This is a genomic window from Paenibacillus sp. RC73 (genome assembly GCF_044908085.1).
Classification (GTDB): domain Bacteria; phylum Bacillota; class Bacilli; order Paenibacillales; family Paenibacillaceae; genus Paenibacillus; species Paenibacillus terrae_A.
Map to the genome: position 1 here is coordinate 309,374 of NZ_JBIYCV010000007.1, position 24,419 is coordinate 333,792.

Consider the following 24,419-nt stretch of genomic DNA (forward strand, 5'->3'; position numbering starts at 1 on the left):
CTCAGCCATTACAGGCTGGGAGGACACTCCCTTTTTGCGTTTTAGAGCAGGATAAAGCTGACTCAGTAAATCTAATCTTTGACTGCTCCAGCTGCAAGATCGGAAATAAACTGGCGGCTAATGAAAAGAAATAAAATGATAAGCGGCAGTACAGCCAACAGGGTGCCAGCAATGACCATCGCATAATCCGTATTGTAAATACCGTTTAATTGGGACAACGCAATCTGGAGCGTAAATTTGCGCTCATCGGTTAATATGATTAACGGCCATAAATAATCATTCCATGCTCCTATGAAGGTGAATGCGCCGAGAAAAGCGAACGCAGGACGTAGAATCGGGAGCGCCACATTCCAATACAGCCGAAAAAAGCTGCATCCATCCATCCGTCCTGCATCCAGCAACTCCTTTGGAATGGATTCCTCTGCATATTGGCGTATCCAGAAGATGCCGAAGGCATTCACCATCCCCGGAATGATTAGAGCTTTGAACGTGCCCACCCATCCAAAGGCGGCCATCATGACAAAGGAGGGGACAAGCGACAGTTGGGAAGGGACCATCATCGTAGCCAGCAGAATGATGAATAATGCTTTTTTGCCCGGAAAATCAAACTTGGCGAATGCAAACCCGGCCAGTGAATCGAAAAACAGCACCAACAGGGTAACGGAGCTGGCTACAAAAAGCGTATTAAAAAAAGCTCCGGCAAAATCAATCTGCTGCAATACTCTCGTCACATTGCTCCAGAAGTGGCTTCCAAACCATAACTGTGGTGGAAAACGATAGATGTCCGAAGTTGTACGGGTAGCCATGACGATAAGCCAGTAAAAAGGAAACATCGACAGAATCATTCCCGCCGACAGCCCGGTATATAAAATAACGGATTTTACACGTGCCTGCATCATGTTGTAGAACCCCCTTTCTGCCGTTATTTTTTGCCTTGTACGAGCTTCCAGTTCACGATGGAGAACAGGGCAATAATGAGGAACATGCCCCATCCGACGGCTGCACCATATCCAAAATAGTTGTTAATGAACGATTCACGATACAGATACAACACAATGGTCATGCCACTTGCTCCGGCACCACCGTCATTACCGACCAGCACCTGCGGCTCGGTGAACAACTGCATTCCGCCAATGGTAGACGTAATTACGGTAAACAGGATGACCGGACGAAGCATAGGAATGGTGATGCGGAAGAAAGCTTGCGCTCCAGTTGCTCCATCTATTTTCGCAGCTTCATACAGCACATGCGGAATACTCTGGAGTCCGGCCAGGTAGATGATCGCGTTATAGCCGGTCCATCTCCATACAACCATGGAGGAAACGGCGATTTGGATCCCCCACGGCACATTAAGCCACTGGATCATAGGCAAGCCCGGGAGTTGCAGCAGGTAATTGAGAAATCCGAAATTATTGGCAAATAAAGCGCCAAAGATGATGGCAACAGCCACAATGGATGTCACGTTCGGCAGAAAAAATCCGACCCTCCACAGGGTACGCATTTTGACAAAAGGTGCATAAAGCAGGAAGGCAATCATCAGTGCAAAAAATAGCATCGGAATCGTTGAATACACCCAGATCGCAAAGGTATTACCCACAGCCTGCCAAAATTCGTTATCTGTCACAAGATAGCCAAAGTTACCCCAGCCGTTATAGGTCATATCTCCGATGCCATCCCATTTGTGAAACGCCAGATATAATGAAAAGCCAATCGGAAACAAGCCGAAGATGCCAAACAGCAGGTAAAACGGCGAGATTGCGGCATATACGGCACGGTGCTTCCATATTTCTTTCAGCATATTGACCACACGCCTTTTTTAAATTTTTGATTTTTTACCGCTGTAATTCCCGTTCGATTCGGTCCATCGTTTCCGTCCATAATGCATCGGGATCGGCATCCTGCTTGGCGACATTGGCAAGGCGACGTGTCACAATGCCGTGAATGACAGGATAACGCTCGCCGAAATAGCTGCTTTTGACATTACGTGCGGAGGCGGCAAAGATCAGTCCAGTGGCCTGACCGCCAAAGAAAGGCTCGGGTGTCTCCATGGCAGGATCGTCATAGACGCCAGGAGTGGACGGGAACAGCCCGATTTTTTGGTAGGCTTCCAACTGGTGTTCCGGGTTTTGCAGCCAGGTCAGGACTTCAAAGGCTTCTTTGGGGTGTTTGCTGGATTTTAGGATGGAAATGAAAGATCCACCCAAATTGCCGTCCCCTCCAGGGGCACGGGCGACTCTCCACTTGCCCGCAGTATCCGGCGCAGCCTCCGTGAGAACTTGCTTCATCCAGATTGCACCTATAAAAGAGGCAACTTTTCCGTTATTGACCGAAGCATTCCATTCGGGGGTCCAGCCATCCGCATTGGCGAGTAGATGCTTCTTGTGAAAAGCCACGGCGGTTTGCCAGCCCAAACGGATATGAGGGGATTGATTACCGATGTAGCTGCCGTCCGGCTTGAAGTACAGGTCTGTATTTTGAGCAAGCATCTGATTGTAAACGTTTACAATATTATCAGCTAAAAACGAACGACTTCCGAGCTTTTGCTGAAGCTGTTTTCCGGCAACCATATAGTCGTCCCATGTGCGAATCGTAGCACTGACCTTTTCAGGATCACTGGGCAGACCCGCCTGTTCAAAGAGATCACTGCGATAGAAGAGGGCGGTAGGGCCTGTGTCCATGGGGAAGGCAATCATGTTGCCATCAGGGGTAATGCCCTGATTCCATTTCCACTCCAAATACTGATCCTTGAATTGATCTGCTCCCAGTGTTCTCAAATCATAAAAACGATCCGCACTAGGAAATAACTCTACCATCCAGTCGTTCAAAGCTACGATGTCCGGTTCACCGGAACGGGCTGCCAGAGTCGTCTTGAGCTTGGCTTTGAAATCACCGCCGATTTTTTGGGTGTTCAATTTAATGTCGGGAAACTGCTTTTCGGCACGAGCGAGTAGTTCATCGTCAATAGAACGGTTCCAGTACCATAATGTAAGCGTTATCTTTTTGTGGTTTGGCAAATTGCTTTCAGATGAATGACTTTCAGAGGACAGAGGGCCGCTACAACCACTAAACATAGTGAGGAAAGCAAGACATAACACCAGCCATCGTACTGTCTTCACGTCATTTCCCTCCTTGCTGTCTGAGTTGGTCTACCTGCTGAACAAGTTGTGAATGGTTTAGCTCCATCATATGAATCTGTTATCCATTTATGTGCATATGCCTTAACCAAAAACAAAAAATTTGAAACAAAGCATGTATAGAAATTAAATACTCTAAAGATACTATCGAAAAATGATAAAGCAATAAGTCAGATATTATGACAAAAGTATCTCAATCGTCAATGCTGGGCAATATCCTGGAAAAATCCAATGATGAATTCGAAGAACGACTTCTCTATAGCGGTGTGCAGTTCCCCAGCAGGATAGGACAGATAGATTGTTCGCATACATCGAGGCTCCCTGATTTGAAGCAGCTTGATGTCTTCGGTTACGATGTTTCTCCACAGGATAGAAGGAATAAAGGAGATGCCAAGTCCTGTTTGAATCAACCCTCTTACCGTAGCCGGATCATCACTTTCAAAGACGATGTTCGGTTCAAAAGGGGTATGAGTAAAAAAGCGGTCCGTTGTTTTCCTAAGCGAATTACCAGGTGTAAGGCTGATAAACTTCTCATGCTCTAGATCTTTCAGGAATACGGTGTCCTGAGCGCTCAGAGGGTGAGATTTTGGTACGCCAAGCAAAATTTCCTCCTCCAGCAGAATCGTATGCTCGTTGTCTGCCAACTCTTCGGACGTAATCGCAAAATCGTACGCCAGTCCTTTCTTCACCATCGCAGGGTGCTGGGTCAGGTTGAATCTAATTTGAGGGTAGAGATCGCGAAACTTACCGACAAGGTTGGGCAATAGCATAGAGCCGACGGCGACGTATAACGTGATTACCTCTACCTTTTCGTTCTTCATTTCTTTGACTTCGGATATGCCTTGCTCTAGCGCTGAGAGCGACTGATTCACTCTTTTCAGGAACTTCTTGCCATATTCATTCAGCACGATATGTTTTCCTTCGCGGTCAAATAGCTGCACACCCAATTCCGTCTCCAGGTTTCTAATCATTTTACTTAAGGCAGGCTGTGAAATAAACAACTCGTTCGCGGCACGTGTGACATGTTCATACTTCGAGGTCACTTGAAAATACTTAAGCTGCAAATAATCCATTATGGAGTATCTCCTTTATAACCATAAGGTTATCAATTATATGTGAATATATATATTTTACAGGTATTTGCTTACTTATTACAATTGACAATGTAAGAAAATGAATCCGCTAAAGGTGGTGAGATTCTGAACATCGTTTTTACATTTCCCGGCCAGGGGTCACAGGTTCCTGGAATGCTCCAAGATGTGCCCGAGTATGTGAAAAAGGCAACAAGTATCATCGGAACTGAACTGCGTGATGATGAGGAGGCCATGGGCTCAACGGTCTGGATTCAGACGGCACTCTTCGTTAAGGAGACGGCAATAGCCTACCGCTTGATCGAGCAGGGGATCCGGCCCCAATTCGTGGCAGGGCATTCCATTGGTGCATTTCCTGCGGCGGTCATCGCGGGAGTTCTCTCGTTCGAGGATGCGCTTCGGATCGTATGGCTCCGTGCCCGGTTGATGGAAGAAGCCTTTCCTGAAGGCTATGGAATGGGTGTAATTATTGGGCTTACGAAGGCAGAGGTTCAACAAGCCGTGCTTCTCTCCCATAGTGAGGCGACGCCAGTCTATATCTCGAATATAAACGCAGAGCAGCAAATCGTCGTATCCGGATCATTGGTAGGGTTAAATAATGCATTTATGCATGTGAAAGAGCTTGGGAGCGCTAAAGCGACGCTTCTGAAGGTTCCGATTCCTTCACACTCCCCGCTGATGTCAGAGGTAGCCAATAAGCTATTGCTGAAAATACACACTTTTTCTTTGCGGGACGCTCAAATACCATATTTGGTAAATCATACGGGCAGAAAGACGAAAGCCAAGGAAAAAATTGCAGAGGACCTTGCCCTAAACGTAGCATATCCCGTCCGGTGGATGGATATGGCGGCTGTCTGCGTCGAATCGGGAGCTGACTGTTTCATCGAAATGCCGCCGGGCCATACTCTTTCCAGACTTGTTAAGCAAGCCCACAAGAGTACCCGGCAAATGGCCGTGGACGAAATCGGTCTGGAAGCGACTCAGTATCTGATTAGAAAATGGAAGGAGCAAGAAGAATGAATAAAGTACTGCGATCCTGGTCACAAAAACGTGATAAAAAGCAGGAAAAGTTAGGAAAAGTGGAAAAGTGGCTGGACGGAAAATATATCGACTCCTCCCGAATCGTCGACCTGATGGAGGCGTTAATTGAGCCAGGCGCGAAGGTCGTCCTGGAAGGAGATAACCAGAAGCAAGCGTCTTTCCTTTCCCAGAAGCTGCTGGAAGTCGATCCTGGCAAGGTGCATGATCTGCATATGATTATGTCCAGCATTTCAAGACCTGAACATTTGGATATTTTCGAGAAAGGCATCGCCGGGAAGCTGGACTTCTCCTACAGTGGCTCCCAAAGCCTGCGTGTTGCGCAAATGATTGATGACGGGATGCTTAAGCTCGGTGACATCCATACGTATTTGGAATTGTTCGGACGTCTCTTCATTGACCTTATTCCAGATGTGGTGCTGGTAGCGGCAGACAAATCAGATCGCGAGGGCAATCTGTATACCGGAAACAATACGGAAGAAACTCCGACGATCGTGGAAGCGGCCGCTTTCAAGGATGGGATCGTGATCGTGCAGGTTAACGAAATCGTGGACGAGCTGCCGCGAACCGATATTCCAGCGTCCTGGGTCGACGTCATTGTACAAGCCGACAAACCGTACGCATTGGAAGCACTGTTTACCCGTGATCCGCAGAATATTACTGAACTGCAAATCCTGATGGGCATGATGGCGATCAAAGGCATTTATGGAAAACATCAGGTGCAGTCGCTTAATCACGGCATTGGCTTTAATACTGCAGCGATTGAGCTTTTGCTGCCGACCTATGGTGAACAGCTTGGCCTGAAAGGGAAGATTGCCAAACACTGGGCCCTGAATCCGCATCCGACTTTGATTCCGGCGATTGAATCCGGTTGGGTCGAAAGCATTCACAGCTTTGGAGGCGAGGTCGGTATGGAGAAATACATTGCGGCTCGTTCAGATGTGTTCTTCGTCGGCAAGGACGGATCTATGCGCTCCAACCGCGCAATGTGTCAGGTTGCAGGCCAATTCGCTGTAGATATGTTTATCGGATCAACGCTACAAATGGACAGTGCAGGCAATTCGTCTACCGTTACTTCCGGCAGACTGTCCGGTTTTGGAGGAGCACCGAATATGGGGCATGATCCTCGGGGACGGCGACATGCGACGCCTGCCTGGCTTGACATGATCGAGCGCCCGACGGAACTCTCCAAAGGCCGGAAATTGGTCGTGCAGATGGTTGAAACATACGGTGCCAACAAAAAGCCAGTATTTGTGGATTCGCTAGATGCCATCAAGGTGAAGGATGAATCTGGCCTCGCCATTACGCCGGTCATGATTTACGGGGATGATGTCACCCACGTCCTTACCGAGGAAGGCATTGCATACCTCTACAAGACGGACAGCATAGAGGAGAGAAAGAAGGCGCTCGCGGCAATCGGAGGCGTAACACCTTTAGGAATGGAAAGTAATGAGAGCGATGTAAGCCTGTTGCGTGACAGAGGGATCGTGGCCTATCCGGAGGATCTTGGGATTATGCGCAGACAAGCCAAGCGCTCGATGCTGGCAGCACAGACGATTAACGACCTCGTAGATTGGTCAGACGGATTGTATGATCCACCGGCTAAATTCCGGAGCTGGTCTTAAAGCCATGCTCACGATGAAGCATTCAGCCTTCGCGGCTTCTCTGGCTGCCAAAGCTGTAAAGGCACTGATGGAAGAGGCTCTTCTTACGCCCAAGCCTGGACTTGTCGATGCCAGAGACAATGGCTCTCATACAGATATGTCCATCAATCTAATGCTTGCATCCGCAAGAGTATTGGAGGATACGTTTCGGGAAATAGCCATTGTGTCATACCTTCACCCGGTGGACCAGACTTTGCGCGAGCAGATCGCTCTAATCGGGCGGGAAGGCGAAAAGGTGATGCTCAGGGCCACGAATGGTGTCAATACACATAAGGGCGCCATTTGGGCCCTGGGGCTTTTAACGAGTGCACGGGCAGCCTTTCCAAAGGAGCGGGACCCTCATCAGATCATGAGCATTGCAGGAAGAATCGCATCGTTCCATGACCGATACCGCCCGATGCAGCAGACGAATGGACGAACGGTTAAGAAGAAATACGCGGTAGTGGGGGCAGAGGAAGAAGCGAAGCTAGGCTTTCCGCACATCCGGGACGAAGCTTTGCCTGCTTTGCTGCGCGCCAGGGCTTGTGGGAAGAAAGAGGTCGAAGCACGCTTAGAAGCTTTATTGGCCTTGATGGCATGTGTGGATGATACCTGCATCCTGCACCGCGGTCAGTTGACGGATCTGATGGCGATTCAGAGTATGGCCGCAGCGTTCCTTGCAGCAGATGGATTAAGAACCCAGTCGGGCAGAAAGCTGCTCTACCGCTTGTCCGAGTATTGTAATGTTAGACAGCTCTCACCCGGAGGCAGTGCCGATCTGCTAGCTGCCACATTATTTCTAATCGATTGATACTTTTAATTGGAGGTGTTTCTGAAGGATGGAAAAATTACAGTTTCAATACCAGACTACGAAGCCCATCTGTAAGCCGGCACATATCGGTGTTGTCGGTTCGGGAGATTTGGAGATTATTGTAGAGCCTGTAAAAGGCCAGACCACCAATGTCAGCATTTTAACAGGCAGTGAAGGATTTGAACAAGTATGGGAGAATGTGCTGACACGTTTTTTTACCCGTTATCCGATTACTGCCAATATTACGGTTCATGACTTCGGAGCCACTCCGGGGGTAGTAATGCTTAGATTTACGCAAGTGCTGGAGGTGCTTGACTATGCAGAATAGTTTTGTGGAGCTGAATGGACGCGAGAGAGCCAGGGCGCTACTGGACGAGGGGACTTTCAGGGAGTTGCTTGGACCGTTAGACAAAATCCAATCCCCGCACCTTGAACCGCAAGGTATTGTTCCTCAGAGCGATGACGGAATCATTCTGGCTTTTGGCGAAATACGCAAACAGAAGGTCTTGATCATTTCGATGGAAGGCGCTTTTCAAGGAGGGGGGATTGGAGAAGTCAGCGGCGCCAAAATTTCCGGAGCGCTCGAACTGGCACTGGAAGAGAATAAGAAAGGGAACAAACTATATCCCGTCATGATCTTTGATACAGGGGGGGTTCGGCTACAGGAAGCGAACTATGGGTTGTTGTCGATTTCGGAGATTGCCACCCAGATCGTTGCCCTGCGTAAATACGTCCCTGTTGTCGGACTGATCCCGGGCCGCGTAGGGGCATTTGGGGGGATGTCCATTACTGCAGAATTGTTTACCACTCTGATTGCTACGAAGAAAGCGCGCCTCGGTCTGAACGGGCCGGAGGTCATAGAGCAGGAAGCAGGGGTTATGGAGTTCGATGCCAGCGACAAAGCCTTAATTTGGAACACAATCGGAGCCAACCAGCGCTTCCAAACCGGATTGATTGACGTAATGGTGGAAGATACGACGGATGCCGTTATCGAAGCGATTGATACTGCGCTCAAGGCACTGGCGAAGCCTGCTAAAACAGAGCAAATTGATTTCTATCTGACCCTGTTAAACACTCTTGATCCTACAGAAGCTTGGACACCTGAGCGCTATCGCGAATTTTACACGCAGATACAGCCTGTGCAGCAGCCTGTCCCGCTGGCAAAAGAGGGCGCGTCCGACATTTCGGATAGTAGAGGTTATCGCTGGTTCTCCCGCTTGACGGGCATTGCTCACCCAACCAGCGATGTTCCTTCAGTGCTTGCAGCAGACGTGGATAAGAACGGGCAACTGTGCAGATATATCGCCATTGTTCCGAATGCCACCAATCGATTCCCGCGCGTCAGAAAAGGCGAGGTTGGTATGCTTGAAGGCTGGACGGTGGCTCAAATCATTAGGGACGCAATCCGTCAAGATGAGAAAAAGGAAACGAAGCGTCCGATCATTGCCATTATTGATGTACCGAGTCAAGCCTATGGCTATAAGGAAGAAATGGTCGGTATCAGTCTTGCCCTGGCTGCAAGTGCAGATGCTTACGCAAATGCTAGATTAGAAGGCCATCCAGTCATCGGTGTGATTGTCGGTAACGCGATTTCCGGGGGCTTCCTCGCGCATGGGCTGCAATCGAATCGTTTGATCGCACTGGATGACAGCAAGGTCAATATTCAGGCAATGTCCAAGGCTTCTGCTGCTCGAATTACCAAGCGGACGATTGCCGAGCTTGATGAAGCTACCAAGAAGGTTCCAGCTATGGCCTACGACGTTCGTAGCTACAGTACTCTGGGGGCATTATATCAGATGCTGAGCGGTATCCATGCAGACGATCCACAGAGCAGCGATGTAGCTATCGTGGAAAAGACCGTTTCCGAGGCGATCGAGAGTACGAAAGGAGCGCCCCGTGACCTTAGCTTCCGATTGCAGACCAAGGAAGCTATGGCGGGCGGACGGACTGCAACCCGCGGCGTTCGAGATGCGCTTTTGGAGCAATGGTAATCCATCCACATGATCTGATTGAAGTGTCCAATTTGAAATATCTCTCCTTAAATGAAGACAAGGAGTGGGTAACCGCCTCGCTGAGGCGGACCCCCTTTGTGGTCGTTCGCCGAGCCGATCCGTCGGCAGATGGTTATATTCCCGTCGGAGTACGTGGACAGGAACGGAATCAACGGGAAGCTGCATTTCTGGACCCGAAAGGGGTGTGCCAGATCGTGTCTCCCTATGCGATAGCGAAACGTCAGATGTGGAACTTCTTGTCTACAGAGAGACGACAACAGCCTGTTCTTCAGTTGATGGACGTTGTAGCAGAAATGATGGCAGATTGGCGCTGGGGACCAGCGGGAAGTGCAGGATTCGAAATAGCGACAGGATGCCCCGCTGTGAAGGCAAGCAGTGATCTTGATCTTGTAATAGATGGTTCAGAGGCTATTGATTATTCTACAGCTGAAGGCCTGTTGCGCAAGCTGGAGCAGTTGGACGTTCGAATCGATATTCAATTAGAGGTGAAGGAAGGCGCCTACGTCTTGCGCGAGATCCTTGAGAGACGGACCAGCACCGTGATGCTGCGAACTTCTTCAGGTCCGAGGCTCGTCCGCAATCCTTGGCAATGATGAATGTACTATAATAACGGCAAAAGGGAGGAATGCACGACCATTTGACGTATGCCAACATAAGCTCTCAAAGGGGAAGTGCGTATTATGGAAAACACTACCGGCCAAAAAGTTAATATTAATGAAAGTGACATCTTAAAGGTGTTTGCGGTCAGCGGAGCGATCCTGCAAAGCGTTCTGGGCATGTTACTGAAGTATGCCCACACTAACACGGATATGGCCTTACTAGGCGTTATTTATAATTTAGTGAAATATACCGCGCCAGTCTTTATTTTTGCCATCGTGTATGGCATGGTGATGAATAATCAGCATACCAGGGTATCACATTTTTACAAGGAAAAATTCAGCGAGCTCGTGATTCCTTATTTTCTGTGGGCGTCAGCCAGCTTGCTCTTCTTCCCGAACATACAGGTTAATCAACACGTTACTTCGTTTTGGACGCTCATTGAGTCTTATGTGCTCGGTAATTCATCACCACAATATTGGTACACGGTGATGATGCTGCAATTTCAATTGCTGATGCCAGTCATTATTTTCGTCTGCTATAAGTACCTGGCTAAGCCTTTACGGGTCATTCCGCTGCTTATTGTGAGCTTTATAATCTTCGGCGCCTGGGTATGGATGTATTATATCTATGTATTCCATGGAGCTTATGCGACCAGTTTGCTATACCTGGACCGCTTTTTCGTCAGCTATTTTATTTATGCTCTACTAGGCGGAATCGCTTGGGTGTTCAAGGAAAAATTCGACGGGGTGCTTCGACGGATTCAGTTCATACTCATTCCGGTGATGCTGCTTATTCTCATTTGGATAAATTGCGAATTTTTCAGCTTTGGATTCAAGCATATGTCATTTGGCAATCTGATTTATCTGAAGCCGTCCATGACCTTGTACAGCTTGGTAGTGATTTTCCTGATTTACATGCTGGCAAGACATTTGATCAGCGTAAATTCCCGTTCACTTCCCTATTACAAATGGTTTTCTACTTATGCGTACAGGGCCTTTACAGCGAACGTATTCATTCTGGTCATCGTGCTGCGCTTGGTCGGTGACTTGGTAAGTCAGCTTCCTTTATTTGTAGCGCTGCTTTTGGTTTATCTGACGACTGTGGCCTGCTCCTTCGGCGTCGTCTATGCCTTTGCGCAGATAAAGGTAAAGGTATGTCGTGAATGGTTATTTTTGAAACAAAAAAGAGCGCACAGCACCAATCTAAGATAAGTACCTAAAAGAAAATAATACATGTAACAACGTATATATGACACTATAATTTAGATGTATCTAAGTTATTGGCGTATTGACGGCAACCCAAAAGGGTATCTCGATGATTGAAGAGATACCCTTTTCGTGTAAAGCAGCATCGGAGGAATTCAAGAGCCATCGAATCTGAACTTACTTACATCAAACGCTGTATTTCATCTTTTAGAATTTCGGATCGCGTACCGAAAATAACCTGTACCGTACCGCTGCCAAGCCTGATGACTCCCGACGCTCCGAGCTGCTTGAGAGCTTGGTCGTTAACCGCTTTGTCGTCTTTGACGACGAGACGCAGCCGTGTGATGCACGCATCGATGCTTTGGATATTGTCCGAACCACCGAGATAGGTCAGCACCTTGCCTGCATGACTGGACTGACTGTCGGATGCAGCACCCGCCTTTTCATTGGGTTTGGGTTCGTTAGTGTCAGGCAGGAGGCTGTCTTCTGCATCGTCTTCACGCCCAGGGGTTTTTAGGTTGAATTTGAGAATGATGAATCGGAACAGGAAGTAATATACGACGGCAAAAGCAAGCCCGACCAGGATCATTCGCAATGGGTGGGTGGAGAGCTTCATATTGACCAGATAGTCGATGAGTCCTGCCGAAAAAGAAAAGCCGAGTTTGACATCCAGTAGGTACATGATCAGGCCACTCAGACCTGTAAGCAGTGCATGGATGCCGTAAAGCAACGGTGCAACGAACATAAAGGAAAATTCGAGGGGCTCGGTAATTCCGGTCAGGAACGATGCCAGCGCAGAACCGATGAAGATGGAAGCGACCGCTTTACGTTTTTCCGGTTTGGCCGTATGAATAAACGCGAGGGCAGCCGCAGGCAGAGCGAACATCATAATGGGGAAGAAGCCGGACATAAACATTCCTGCCGATTTATCGCCTGCGAAGAAACGTGTCAGGTCACCATGAACGACCTCGCCTGCCGCATTGGTGTAGTCACCGATTTGAAACCACGCGATAGCGTTCAATACATGATGCAAACCGAGCGGGATCAGCAGCCGATTAGCGATCATGAATACCATCGACCCGATTCCGCCAAAGCCGACAATCCAGTTGCCGAAGGCTGCAATCCCATCTTGTATCGGACTCCAGATCATACCGAGCAGAATGGCCAGAATCATGGTCGTGAAGGCCGTGATCATAGGGACGAAACGTTTGCCCGAGAAGAAACCGAGCCAATCCGGAAGCTGGATGTTGTGATATTTTTTGAACAAAAAAGCAGACCATCCGCCGATAAAAATACCACCCAGTACGCCCATGTCCAGCTTGACGTCATCCGGAATATATGCAAATATGCCCGGTACTGCCGTCAAAATGCGGGTCAGCACCATGTAGGCAATGACTGCTGATAGTGCGGCTACCGCATCTTCGGCCAGGCCAATGGCAACACCGATGGCGAAAATTAACGCCAGGTTGCCGAAGATGGCACCCGCCCCCTCGTTCAGAAAAGGAGTGACATAATGATTCAGAAATCCGCCCACTCCGGGACCAAGCGGTATATCCGTTTCATAGTTAATCAGAGCCAATCCTTGTAAAATCCCTGCGGCGGGTAGTGTGGCTACTGGAAGCATTAACGACTTGCCGATTTTTTGCAGAAATTTCAGCATAACATTCTTCCCTTCTTCGTCGAGTTTGGGAGCGTCGTACCATCCTGAAATTCTTACCGGACAACAAAAAAGAACCGCAAAGCGGATCTCTTTCCTTTCGCTTTCTAGCTCATAACTATGAGTTTGGTCATATGACCAAAGAATGGTTTGCCCATTTTTTTACATCATAAATCGGGAAATCTGACATGGTCAACGATTATTTTAGTACATGGAAAAACGTAAATCCGCAGTTGACATCGCTTACATGCTTATATAATATCAAATTTAAGTTAATAATCGTGACGGAGACAAGAGAGCCACGCAGACATCCCATGTTAGAGCACAGGGGGCGGTTTGTGATGGCTTTTCTTTTTTTGTGCGCGGTGAAAGCGATTGAAAATCGGTTGATCTATTGAGGAGGTAGGTTGTATGTCGCCATACGCAGCCGAATTCATAGGGACGATGATCCTTATTGCCCTAGGTGGCGGAGTGTGCGCAGGGGTGTCCCTGAAAAAATCATTTGCCCACGGCTCTGGCTGGATTGTGATCGGATTGGGGTGGGGGCTCGCGGTCGCCGTTGCGGTATATGCGGTTGGTCAGATCAGCGGAGCACACTTAAATCCGGCGGTGACGCTGGCGCTTGCATTTCAGGGAGCTTTTCCGTGGAGGGATGTTCCGGGCTATATTGCAGCTCAGCTTCTTGGGGCCATGGCGGGTGCCGTGATTGTGGTTTTGCATTATTTGCCCCACTGGAAAGAGACGGAGGACACAGCAACCAAACTCAGTGTATTTGCTACAGGACCGGCTATTGATCATCCGTTCGCTAACGTGCTTAGTGAAATGATCGGTACTTTCATCTTTGTTCTTGCTTTGCAGTCATTCGGTGCCAACTCCTTCGCTGAGGGATTGAATCCACTCATTGTGGGTTTTCTGGTTGTCAGCATCGGCTTGTCCTTCGGCGGGACTACAGGTTATGCTATTAATCCGGCTAGAGATTTGGGCCCGCGTCTTGCGCATTGGTTGCTGCCGATTCCCGGTAAAGGAACATCGAACTGGAAATATGCCTGGGTGCCGATTGTAGGGCCATTGCTGGGGGGCTCTTTCGGAGGGTTGTTTTACCAGACCGTATTTAAAGGGAATATGACTCCAGCTTTCTGGATTGTGCTGGGTCTGATTGTAGTGGTGCTTATGCTTACCTTTCGTTTCAGCCGTACTTATAAAAGTGATAAAGCTCATAAAATAACAGCATAAAATGAGTGGATTACAGGGGAGAGATTAACGATGGAAAAATATATTTTGTCACTGGATCAGGGAACGACAAGCTCAAGAGCGATTTTGTTTAACAGTAAAGGGGATGTGGTGTACTCGGCTCAGCGGGAGTTTCCGCAATACTTTCCTCATCCCGGCTGGGTAGAACAGAATGCGAATGAAATCTGGAGTTCCATTCTGGGGGTCATTGCATCCTGTCTATCCGAATCCGGTGTAAAAGCGAACCAAATTGCCGCTATCGGCATTACCAATCAGCGTGAATCGGTAGCCGTATGGGACAAAAATACAGGACTTCCTGTGTATAACGTACTTGTATGGCAGTCGCGCCAAACCTCCGAGATCTGCGAAGAACTGAAGCAGCAAGGGCATCAGGAGCTATTCCACAGTAAAACAGGGCTGTTGATTGACCCGTATTTCTCAGGCACAAAAGTGAAGTGGATACTGGATCATGTAGAAGGTGCGCGGGAAAAGGCAGAACGAGGCGACTTGCTGTTCGGTACGATTGATTCGTGGCTGATCTGGAAGCTGTCCGGCGGCAAGGCGCATGTGACCGACTATTCCAACGCAGCCAGAACACTGATGTATAACATTTATGAGCTAAAGTGGGACGAAGAACTGCTGGACATTCTCGGTGTGCCAAAAAACATGCTGCCTGAGGTACGGCCTTCCTCCGAGGTATATGCGCATACGGTGGATTATCATTTCTTTGGTCAAAATATACCGATTGCAGGCGCAGCGGGTGACCAGCAGGCGGCTCTATTTGGTCAGGCTTGTTACGAAAAAGGGATGATCAAAAATACTTACGGCACAGGTTGCTTCATGCTGATGAACACGGGCGATCAACCCGTGGAATCCAAGCACGGACTTATTACGACCATCGCTTGGGGGCTGGAGGAAGGCAAGGTGCAATATGCGCTGGAGGGGAGTGTCTTTGTAGCGGGCTCGGCGATTCAGTGGCTTCGTGACGGTCTGCGTATGTTCCGTGAAGCCAAAGACAGTGAAGCCTATGCAGCCCGCGTTCCCTCTTCGGAAGGGGTGTATCTGGTACCAGCTTTTGTCGGCCTGGGCAGTCCATACTGGGATAGCGAGGTGCGTGGAGCGATGTTTGGCCTGACACGGGGGACCACAAAAGAACATTTTATTCGTGCAACACTGGAGGCACTTGCTTACCAGACGAAGGACGTGCTTGCCGCGATGGAAATTGACTCCGGCATTGCCGTGAAGACATTGCGAGTGGATGGGGGAGCCGTGCTGAACAATTTTCTGATGCAATTCCAGAGCGATATTCTGGATGCCACAGTAGAACGGCCTGTGATCCATGAGACAACAGCACTGGGAGCCGCATGTCTGGCAGGTTTGGCGATTGGATACTGGAAGAGCATGGATGAGCTGCGCAAGCGTGTGAGGGTGGAGCGATCTTTTACCCCCGGTATGGATGAAGAAACGCGCAGCAGTTTGTATGAAGGCTGGAAAAAGGCTGTGAAGGCGACAATGGCCTACAAGTAATAGCTTAAACGAAGGATCTCTTCTAGAGCAACGCAATGTCTTTTTCGGTTACACGTAAGACAGTTGAATTGGGCGTTATATTTTATCCGCTCCACCACTGTTGTTTACTCTGATTAAAACTTAAATGCCCCGTAAGATGGACACTTTCTCTCAAAGTGTCCATCTTACGGGGCATAGTCATGTAACACTGAGGTGACTCCCTTTTTTCGTTAAAGAGTTATAGAAAGCTGGCACACTCTATGAGATATGTTATTAGCCCAACTTATCTTAGCCCTTAACCTTCGTATGGTTCCAATTTTGCCGGGCTCCGCAGGAGCTCCGAATGACTAGCTCCGGTTCTACTTTAATACATTTCGTTTCCATTTGTTTATTCATCAGGTCAAATAGCACCATAGCGGCTAGTCGTCCTATTTTTTGTTTATCTTGTTTTACAGTGGTCAGTGGAGGATCGGTGTAACGACAGGCTTCTATATCATCACATCCCACCACAGCAATATCCTCGGGTACCCTCAAGCCGCTTTCCTTGAAAGCACGGATGACACCAAAGGCAAGCAGGTCGGTAGCCGCAAAAATAGCCCTTGGCAAATTTCCTTGCTGGATCCACGCCTTCGCTATCTGGTATCCATCTTCCGCCGCGTAGTCCTTAGCATACACGATCCATTCGGGTCTGACATCAAGACTAAACCGTTTTAGTGAAGTGATAAAGGCTTCTTCTCTCTCCTTAATTACCAGGGATGGGCGTTCAATTCCAATAAAACCCATATCTCGGTAACCATTCATGTAAAAATGCTCAACAACCTTCATTGAGATCTTCTGATTATCGGACATAATGTAACAGGAACTGGATCCGGTTAGTTCAATATCGACACCAATGCAGGGGATGGGGCTGGCGTCGAGATCAAAAACGCTCTTCTCCACTTCATCTCCGGCAATAATAATGCACCCGTCCACTGAAAAATATTTCGAACGAGCCAAATAGTCCTCTCCATTGTCCAGAAATTTTTCATTCGAAAAAAACAGCAGGTCGTAACCGAGCAAGCCAATCTGTTTTTTGAAGACATTAATGATATCTACAAAAAAAGGATGGCTAAAATCGACATTCAGCTTGCCAGCGAATATAACGCCTACCAGATTTGATTTTTTGGTAGCAAGCGTTTTAGCCGAGGAGGAGGGTCTATAGCCTGTTTCCTCCATAATTTTAAGCACCCGCTGCCGGGTTTCCTCACTGATATCCGTATAATTATTTATAATTTTTGAAACCGTTGCTACAGAAACGCCTGCCATACTCGCTATTGTTTTTATATTCATGAAATCCTCCAAAACTAAACTGGTTTAGTTGAATTGACTTTGCATTCTAAATTTAATGATTACTCGTATTCTATGCTACCTCATAGAGGAGAGTCAACAGTGCTTTTAGGATATATTTTAATATAATATGGAAAAATAAGTTTAATTTAGTGGTGGTTCATCTTTTTTTTGATATTTCACAAATCTCTATTTACAAATACAGATCATTCGTTACATAATGGTAAATGTAAACAACGAAACTGCTTTCGTAATGTGTGGATGTATGTATTCTAAAATGTTATGGGGGGATTCTGCAATGCTAAAAAAGAGTTTTTCTTTACTTCTTGTAACCGCTTTAATCGTGGTATTGGCCGCTTGCGGTAAAGGTAGCGGAACTGCACAGGAGGGGAATAAGAAGGTCACGTTAAAGATTATTCATTGGCAACAGGAAAATATTAATAACTATATAAAGGAATTTAATAAAAAGTTTGAAGAGAAGTATCCAGATGTTCAGGTAGAGTATACGACAGTTCCTGCTGACTCAACGTATGATCAACTGATGCAAACACGTATGAATGCTGGTTCATCCGGTGATGCAGACATTATTCCTCTGAAATTCAGCTTCGTAGGCGCTCCGCAGGAATGGTCCAAGGGAGCAGCTGATCCGATGTGGAAGCAATGGATTGACGGAGGACTAATAGCCGATCTGTCGGATCAAGCTTTTATAAAAAACTATAATCCTACAGATGTCAAAAATGCCATGACCTATAAGGACAAGGTATACGGTGTAAATATGGGTAAGGTGGCACTTACAGGTCTGTTCTATAACAAAGAGATTTTTGAAAAATATAATCTTGCTGTGCCCACAACTTGGGATGAGCTGGTAAATGTTATGAAGGTGCTCAAGGACAACGGCGTAGAACCGATTGGTTTCGGCGGTAAGGATGTTTGGCCTATTAATCTTGCAGTCCAAGGGCTTCAAGCCTCTATCCATGATGATCAGCTGGAATATATTAAAGGGCTGTGGACAGGGAAGACGAAGCTGACAGATCCCGTCCAGCTTGAGGTGCTGGAAAAAACACAAATTTTGATGAACAACGCCATTGGTGGATTTATGGGGATTGACTATGGAACCCTGCCAAGCTTGTTTGCTACAGGGCGTGTAGCTATGATTGCAGATGGCACGTGGGATGCAACGACGATCCAGACAGCCAATCCAGAGATGAAATTTGGTTATTTCCCGATTCCAGGCAGCAATGATCCGGCAAAAAATAAGAACCTTGCAGGCAAGTACGATATGACATGGATGGTATTGGAAAAGTCGCCAAACAAGGATTATGCGATCAAATGGCTTGAAATGCTTTCCGAAAAGCAGAACTATACGGATTTTGTGAACGCCGCCGGATTTTTGCCGACACAGCCTGATGTGAAGATAAGTAGTGAATTTGTTAATGAAATCCAGCCCTCACTGGAGAACTTCAAGCTCTCTTGGGATCAGCTGTTTATCAATCGTAAGAATGTTGGACAGTACATTAAGGATGCCAGCGTACATGCTGAATTTCTGACGCCTGCCGGTCCGCTAAAGACGCCTTTGGAGCTTGCCCAAAAATCCCAGGCAGACTGGGATGCGGCAGCCCCTAAATAAATCAAAAGGTTTTACATGAGCGCAAATTGGCAACTGTAAAGCTCCCATAATAATGTAAAAAGGTGTGAGGCCCATGTATCCCTTCGGAAAGGGTGCGGCCCGGTTAATGCCGTATCTTTTGCTGAGTATTCCGGTGCTGCTCTATTTGCTTCTTGGCTTTGGTCCCTCAATGGTAACCGTACTGTTTTCCTTTACAAATGCTTCAGGGGTTCCGGGACAAACGTGGAATTTTGTTGGATTCGAGAATTATATGACCTTTTTTACCTCTTCCGATTCTGGAGATCGAATCGCATCTATTGGTCGTTCCCTATATTTCGCCGTAGCTGTGGTTGTGATTCAAAATGCAGTAGGGCTGTTCATGGCCGTCATTATTAATAAAAAGCTCAAGGGTGATGTGTTTTACCGCGCTGTATTTTTCCTGCCCGTTGTGCTTGGGGTAACGGTATCCGGACTGATCTGGCAGCTGATTGCCAATCCGCTTGGCGGTCCTGCGCAAGCCATGATGAACTTTTTTGGAACCAGCTCCAACTTTTTCGGGGACTATGATATTGCATTTGAACTGATTATTTTTGTGCAAATTTGGATGTACATGGGTTACTCGATGACTATTTTCTTAGCCGGACTCCAATCCATTCCCAATGATTTATATGAAGCAGGGTATATGGATGGCGCTTCTGGGTGGAAAGCGTTCAAAAACATTACCTTTCCGATGATTGCGCCGTCCTTTACAGTCAATATGCTGCTGTCCATTATTGGTGCATTGCAAACCTTTGACATTATTTATGTGCTGACAGGTGGTAAATTCAACACGACGACACTTGCGTTTGATGTGTATGCAACAGCCTTCGGCTCCGGGACGTCGGATTACGGCCTTGCTTCCGCAGTAGCTATGATCCAGTTCCTGTTCGTATTTACGGTGTCGATGATTGCTCTGTATTACTTGCGCAGAAGAGAGGTGGAAATGTAATGAGCAGTACCAAAGGAACAAAATTACTGAGCTACATCATCGTACTGCTCATGCTTTCGTTATATTTATTCCCGCTATTCTACCTCTTTAATGTATCGATGAAGACTCAAAGTGAGTATCTGATTGATCCTGTGGCTATAGCCAAGAGTCTGCGCTTGGAGAATTTCATGGATGCTTGGGAAAAAGGGAATTTCTCTCAGTACATGTGGAACAGTATTTTGTATACGGGCGTATCTACGCTATTAACGTTGGTGATATCCGTGTTTGCAGCTTTTCCATTGGCGCGGGGATACGTTAAGTTCAGCACCTTCTTTTATGTGTTTTTCCTGATATCCATGTATCTTCCGAACCCGCTGATTCCGCAATTTGCTCTCATTAATAGTCTGGGACTTTACAATACCCAGCTTGGTTTTATTTTGTTAAAAACAACGGGTACCGGTATTGCCTTCCTGATGTTTGTGGGATATATCAAGTCTGTCTCCCGTGAGCTGGATGAAGCGGCTGCAATGGACGGGTGCGGATATTCCCGCTATTTGTTTACGATTCTTGTACCGCTGATGAAGCCGGTGTTGGCCACAGGCATTATTTTGACAGCCATCGGGGCGTGGAACGATATTATAGGTCCTACCATTTATTTGTCTGATCCCGCATATCAGCCAGTGACCAAGGGATTGTTCTCCTTCTACGGACAATACATGAACAACTGGCCGCTGCTCGCTTGCGGTATCCTGATTGTTACACTACCGCTGGTTATTTTGTATATTTTCCTCCAGCGCTTTATTGTTGGCGGTGCAATGGCCGGAGCCGTGAAGTCTTAAATCCTGAAAGGATGATACCAAGTATGAGTGAGAATACCTTTTTATTTCCAGCCACTTTTATGTGGGGAACCTCGACCTCTTCTTATCAAATTGAAGGTGGTGTAGCTGAGGGAGGAAGAACGTCTTCCATTTGGGATACTTTCTGTCAAGCACCCGGGAAGGTGATAGGCGATGACAGCGGAGATATGGCTTGTGATCATTTTCACCGCTTTAAGGAAGACGTGCAGTTAATGAAGCAGCTTGGCTTTCTACATTACCGTTTTTCCGTGGCCTGGCCGCGCATTATTCCTGCACCCGGCGTGGTTAACGAACAGGGATTACTCTTCTATGAGCGCCTGCTGGATGAGATTGAGTCGGCCGGGCTAATTCCGATGCTGACACTGTATCACTGGGATCTTCCGCAGTGGATCGAGGACGAGGGGGGTTGGACAAATCGAAGGATTATCCAGCATTTTATGACGTATGCCTCTGTAATCATGGATCGGTTTGGACAACGCATAAACTGGTGGAACACGATCAACGAGCCTTATTGTGCCTCTATCCTGGGCTATGGTACAGGTGAACATGCTCCCGGCCATGAGAACTGGAACGAAGCCTTTACTGCCGCTCACCATGTCCTGTTGTGTCATGGCATTGCCATCCATTTGCACAAGGAAAAGGGTCTGACAGGTAAGATAGGCATTACACTGAACATGGAACATGTGGATGCTGCTTCTGAGCGACCTGAGGACGTAGCCGCTACCGTCCGCCGAGATGGCTTTATCAATCGTTGGTTTGCCGAGCCGTTGTTTAACGGGAAATATCCAGAGGATATGGTGGAATGGTACGGGGCGTATCTGAACGGCTTGGATTTTGTACAGCCTGGTGATATGGAGCTGATTCAGCAGCCGGGGGATTTTTTGGGCATCAATTACTACGCCCGCAGCGTCATTCGAGCGGCTACAGACGCTTCGTTGCTTCAGGCAGAGCAGGTTCGCTTCGAGGAACCGGTAACGGATATGGGATGGGAGATTCACCCCGAATCCTTTTATAAGCTGCTAACTCGGATTGAGAAGGATTTTACCAAGGGCTTGCCCATTCTGATTACGGAAAACGGAGCAGCGATGAAGGACGAATTGATGGATGGGAAGATTGAGGACACTGGACGTCAGCGCTACATTGAGGAGCATTTAAAGGTATGCCATCGCTTCATCGGGGAGGGAGGGCAGCTCAAGGGCTATTTTGTCTGGTCATTCCTTGATAACTTTGAATGGGCTTGGGGCTACAGCAAACGTTTCGGTATTGTACATATTAATTACGAAACGCAGGAACGGACACCCAAACAAAGTGCGCTGTGGTTCAAGCAAGTGATGGCGAATAACGGGTTTTAAACAGATTATCATTATAATTTAAGCTGTCATGCTGCAATAACAGAGCATGACGGCTTTTAAGACTGCATAAATTTTTGTGTAAGGGGGGACTATGCTGAAATATCTTGCATATCCAGTATAACAGGGCAGTGGTCGCTGCCCGTAATATGGCAATCAATGCTTGCATCTATCAACAGCGGGCGAAGTCTGTCCGAGACGAGAAAGTAATCGATCCGCCAGCCGATGTTCCGTTCTCTCACCTTCGGCATGTAGGACCACCAGGAATAAACATCCGTCCTGTCAGGATTAAAGTATCTGAAGGTGTCTATAAATCCAGCGCTCAGCAACTGCGACATTCTGTCACGTTCCTCAGGCGTAAATCCGGCATTTCCGTGGTTGGCTTTCGCATTTTTCAGGTCAATTTCCTGATGAGCCACGTTCAAATCTCCGCAAACAATGACAGGCTTCAATGCATCCAACTGTTGCAGATAGCTGCGGAAACGGTCCTCCCATTCCAGTCTGTATGGCAGTCGGGTCAAATCCCGTTTGGTATTCGGAGTATATACATTAACCAGATAAAATTTCTCAAATTCCAAAGTAATGGTTCTGCCTTCAGGTTCCCCATTTTCTTCAAGTCCATAATGCACAGAAAGAGGTTTGATTTTGGTGAAGATAGCGGTGCCAGAATATCCTTTTTTCTCGGCATAATTCCAGTACTGTGTGTATTCCTCCATATTCTCCATCAGGATTTGTCCCTCTTGAAGCTTGGTTTCCTGTACGCAAAAAATATCAGCATTCGTTTCTTTTAGATAAGTATAAAATCCTTTGGTCACACAGGCTCTTAAGCCATTAACATTCCAAGATATGATTTTCATTTATTAATTCTCCCTTGCCGTACCAAACATGTAAGCATACTGCTTTATTTCTGTGGCACTTCGTCAGTTCATGCTCGTCGGAAAATATTTAACATTAGATGATAGCATTCTCAGCGTTTTTTTGAAGTGGATACGAACTTTTCTACATTAGAATAGAATATATTTTTTTGTGCGGGGGTTGTGAAACGAAAAAAAGCTCCCTTACGGAAGCTTCTCACGATAACGTCCCAGGAGGGATTCGAACCCCCGACCGACGGCTTAGAAGGCCGTTGCTCTATCCAGCTGAGCTACTGGGACATAAAATTCAAGCGAAGATTAATATATCACATGGATAAAAAAGATTCAAGCTTTATTTCGCATATATCCGGTATTCAGGCTTTCTTTAGCATAAAAATCAAAGTAGCTATCGTTTTTTTTGCCTCATAAAAGGGTATGTTAGAATACAGGTGAATATGTGGAAGACGAGAGGTTGGACTTCGGCCGCTGTTTCTCATATAATCTACAAATACTTTAGCTTGCGGTGGAGAGGGGGTGCCTTTAATAAAGGACTCCAAGGTGACGACAAAAGAAAATAATATTGTTTTGTTTCCGAAGACACTGGATTACTATCAAATTCAACTCACTGTAATGCTTGAAAACGAGCGTTACGGAGAGGCGATGGCGATGCTGCGTTTTTTGATGCAGTGTCAGGGACAGGAACAGAAGCAATACGAAGAGTGGGAGGCCCTTTTACAATGGCTGGAGGCCGCATTTCCACAGTATGCCGACAGAGGGGCGGACACGGACGCTACGGCAGAAGATGAGGTCAATGAAGCAGAGCTGGCTCGCCAACATGCGCGCTTCAAGCAGGAGCAGGATGCAGGCTACGGCAACAAGCTGCTACATATGGCTATGGATGAACCGTTGTCGGAACAGACGATTTTAGCGCTGGAACAACTGTCTTATCTGGATCTGCCAGAAATCGACGATGCGCTGCTTAACTGGATTAAGGAACGGGAAATCCACCCTCTGCTTCAATTCCGTGTTTTGCAGACACTACGACGACGCGGAATGGAAGGGACGATCGAAATCAGCCGGGGAGATGAGAAGGCAGAAATCGAGATTGAGTCTATTCCGTTGCGGCCGGATGAATTTCCTGAACCGATTATGCGTATTCTGGAGCGGGTGGCCGATCAGACTGAAGTGCATGAGCCTACGCTGTTCTATTTTGCGCAGGAGCTATGGTCGCAGTTTGTGATGGCGGTGTACGGTACGAAAGATTACAGGTCAATGCTGGTGGAGGAGGACGGGATGCCGGATATTTGGGCGGCAGCACTCCATCAGACGGTATCGGAGAGTCTGAGTGGCAACAAGGACGAGGAAGAAACCCGTGCTATATATGGCATTACCGATGCATTGCGCTTCCGTTTTGAGCAGGTATATCGGTCGATGCGTCTATTCGTAGCGGCGGGAATGAACACTCCATAACGGCCGGAAACGTTTACCTGTGAAGTCATTCAAGGAGCTGCCCTTGAAAAAGATAGTAATGTT

Annotated in this window: 21 protein-coding genes and 1 tRNA gene; 14 read left to right on the plus strand and 8 right to left on the minus strand. The window is 47.4% G+C overall.

The window, feature by feature from the left end:
* Window positions 1-71: 71 nt before the first annotated feature.
* From ABH897_RS18750 to ABH897_RS18765, 4 genes are all read right to left on the minus strand, one after another.
* Window positions 72-899 carry a carbohydrate ABC transporter permease gene (locus ABH897_RS18750; protein ID WP_404592544.1) on the minus strand — a complete coding sequence of 276 codons (828 nt, stop codon included), beginning with the start codon at window positions 897-899 and terminating at the stop codon, window positions 72-74.
* A 23-nt stretch (window positions 900-922) separates the two neighbouring features.
* The gene (locus ABH897_RS18755; RefSeq protein WP_283653025.1) at window positions 923-1,798 is read right to left on the minus strand and encodes a carbohydrate ABC transporter permease; all 876 of its coding nucleotides are present in this window, start codon (window positions 1,796-1,798) and stop codon (window positions 923-925) included.
* Between the two features lie 34 nt (window positions 1,799-1,832).
* Entirely contained in the window at window positions 1,833-3,116 is a 1,284-nt protein-coding gene (locus ABH897_RS18760) for an ABC transporter substrate-binding protein (protein ID WP_404592545.1), read from the minus strand.
* Window positions 3,117-3,334: 218 nt separating this feature from the next.
* Entirely contained in the window at window positions 3,335-4,207 is an 873-nt protein-coding gene (locus ABH897_RS18765) for a LysR family transcriptional regulator (RefSeq protein WP_044645633.1), read from the minus strand.
* Window positions 4,208-4,381: 174 nt separating this feature from the next.
* Here ABH897_RS18765 and ABH897_RS18770 point away from each other — a divergent pair, with 174 nt between their 5' ends.
* The 7 genes from ABH897_RS18770 to ABH897_RS18800 all read left to right on the plus strand — a co-directional run bounded on the left by ABH897_RS18770 (window position 4,382) and on the right by ABH897_RS18800 (window position 11,540).
* Window positions 4,382-5,245, plus strand: coding sequence for an ACP S-malonyltransferase (locus tag ABH897_RS18770; protein WP_044645634.1), 864 nt, complete (start codon window positions 4,382-4,384; stop codon window positions 5,243-5,245).
* Window positions 5,242-6,888 (plus strand): malonate decarboxylase subunit alpha, encoded by a 1,647-nt coding sequence (gene mdcA / locus ABH897_RS18775; RefSeq protein ID WP_044645635.1) that lies wholly within the window; start codon window positions 5,242-5,244, stop codon window positions 6,886-6,888. Before ABH897_RS18770 ends, mdcA begins: the two co-directional genes overlap by 4 nt.
* 4 nt (window positions 6,889-6,892) lie before the next feature.
* A complete protein-coding gene (locus tag ABH897_RS18780) occupies window positions 6,893-7,717 on the plus strand; it encodes a triphosphoribosyl-dephospho-CoA synthase (RefSeq protein WP_044645636.1) in 825 nt (274 codons plus the stop codon).
* Window positions 7,718-7,745: 28 nt separating this feature from the next.
* Window positions 7,746-8,045 carry a malonate decarboxylase subunit delta gene (locus ABH897_RS18785; RefSeq protein WP_044645637.1) on the plus strand — a complete coding sequence of 100 codons (300 nt, stop codon included), beginning with the start codon at window positions 7,746-7,748 and terminating at the stop codon, window positions 8,043-8,045.
* On the plus strand, window positions 8,035-9,708 hold the full coding sequence (gene mdcD, locus ABH897_RS18790; RefSeq protein WP_404592546.1) for a biotin-independent malonate decarboxylase subunit beta: 1,674 nt from the start codon (window positions 8,035-8,037) through the stop codon (window positions 9,706-9,708). The genes ABH897_RS18785 and mdcD overlap by 11 nt, the downstream gene beginning before the upstream one ends.
* Window positions 9,702-10,322 carry a malonate decarboxylase holo-ACP synthase gene (locus ABH897_RS18795; RefSeq protein ID WP_044645639.1) on the plus strand — a complete coding sequence of 207 codons (621 nt, stop codon included), beginning with the start codon at window positions 9,702-9,704 and terminating at the stop codon, window positions 10,320-10,322. The genes mdcD and ABH897_RS18795 overlap by 7 nt, the downstream gene beginning before the upstream one ends.
* An 87-nt stretch (window positions 10,323-10,409) precedes the next feature.
* Window positions 10,410-11,540, plus strand: coding sequence for an acyltransferase family protein (locus tag ABH897_RS18800; protein WP_404592547.1), 1,131 nt, complete (start codon window positions 10,410-10,412; stop codon window positions 11,538-11,540).
* 175 nt (window positions 11,541-11,715) lie between these two features.
* Here ABH897_RS18800 and ABH897_RS18805 read toward each other — a convergent pair whose 3' ends face one another.
* Window positions 11,716-13,194 carry a PTS transporter subunit EIIC gene (locus tag ABH897_RS18805; RefSeq protein ID WP_404592548.1) on the minus strand — a complete coding sequence of 493 codons (1,479 nt, stop codon included), beginning with the start codon at window positions 13,192-13,194 and terminating at the stop codon, window positions 11,716-11,718.
* 408 nt (window positions 13,195-13,602) lie between these two features.
* Here ABH897_RS18805 and ABH897_RS18810 point away from each other — a divergent pair, with 408 nt between their 5' ends.
* Together ABH897_RS18810 and glpK are read left to right on the plus strand one after the other, a co-directional pair.
* Window positions 13,603-14,424 carry an MIP/aquaporin family protein gene (locus ABH897_RS18810; RefSeq protein WP_404592549.1) on the plus strand — a complete coding sequence of 274 codons (822 nt, stop codon included), beginning with the start codon at window positions 13,603-13,605 and terminating at the stop codon, window positions 14,422-14,424.
* 30 nt (window positions 14,425-14,454) lie between these two features.
* Window positions 14,455-15,948, plus strand: coding sequence for a glycerol kinase GlpK (gene glpK, locus ABH897_RS18815; RefSeq protein WP_283653022.1), 1,494 nt, complete (start codon window positions 14,455-14,457; stop codon window positions 15,946-15,948).
* A gap of 267 nt (window positions 15,949-16,215) precedes the next feature.
* Here the strand turns inward: glpK and ABH897_RS18820 are convergent, their stop codons facing one another.
* Window positions 16,216-17,256: a LacI family DNA-binding transcriptional regulator gene (locus ABH897_RS18820; protein WP_283653021.1), complete on the minus strand. Its 1,041-nt coding sequence runs from the start codon at window positions 17,254-17,256 to the stop codon at window positions 16,216-16,218.
* A gap of 295 nt (window positions 17,257-17,551) precedes the next feature.
* Between ABH897_RS18820 and ABH897_RS18825 the strand changes: the two genes are divergently transcribed.
* The 4 genes from ABH897_RS18825 (at window position 17,552) to ABH897_RS18840 (ending at window position 22,035) form a co-directional block, all read left to right on the plus strand.
* Complete coding sequence (locus ABH897_RS18825) at window positions 17,552-18,880, plus strand: ABC transporter substrate-binding protein (protein WP_283653020.1); 1,329 nt, start codon at window positions 17,552-17,554, stop codon at window positions 18,878-18,880.
* Between the two features lie 73 nt (window positions 18,881-18,953).
* A complete protein-coding gene (locus ABH897_RS18830) occupies window positions 18,954-19,847 on the plus strand; it encodes a carbohydrate ABC transporter permease (protein WP_137059973.1) in 894 nt (297 codons plus the stop codon).
* Window positions 19,847-20,665 (plus strand): carbohydrate ABC transporter permease, encoded by an 819-nt coding sequence (locus ABH897_RS18835; protein WP_283653019.1) that lies wholly within the window; start codon window positions 19,847-19,849, stop codon window positions 20,663-20,665. The genes ABH897_RS18830 and ABH897_RS18835 overlap by 1 nt, the downstream gene beginning before the upstream one ends.
* A 23-nt stretch (window positions 20,666-20,688) precedes the next feature.
* Window positions 20,689-22,035: a GH1 family beta-glucosidase gene (locus tag ABH897_RS18840; RefSeq protein ID WP_404519644.1), complete on the plus strand. Its 1,347-nt coding sequence runs from the start codon at window positions 20,689-20,691 to the stop codon at window positions 22,033-22,035.
* An 89-nt stretch (window positions 22,036-22,124) separates the two neighbouring features.
* On the opposite strand, the gene ABH897_RS18845 is transcribed toward ABH897_RS18840, so the two are convergent.
* Together ABH897_RS18845 and ABH897_RS18850 are read right to left on the minus strand one after the other, a co-directional pair.
* Entirely contained in the window at window positions 22,125-22,889 is a 765-nt protein-coding gene (locus ABH897_RS18845) for an exodeoxyribonuclease III (RefSeq protein ID WP_283653018.1), read from the minus strand.
* Between the two features lie 223 nt (window positions 22,890-23,112).
* Window positions 23,113-23,186 (minus strand) — tRNA-Arg (locus ABH897_RS18850).
* Window positions 23,187-23,420: 234 nt separating this feature from the next.
* On the opposite strand from ABH897_RS18850, the gene ABH897_RS18855 reads away from it, so the two are divergent.
* Window positions 23,421-24,356: a hypothetical protein gene (locus tag ABH897_RS18855; RefSeq protein ID WP_404519647.1), complete on the plus strand. Its 936-nt coding sequence runs from the start codon at window positions 23,421-23,423 to the stop codon at window positions 24,354-24,356.
* Window positions 24,357-24,419 lie beyond the last annotated feature (63 nt).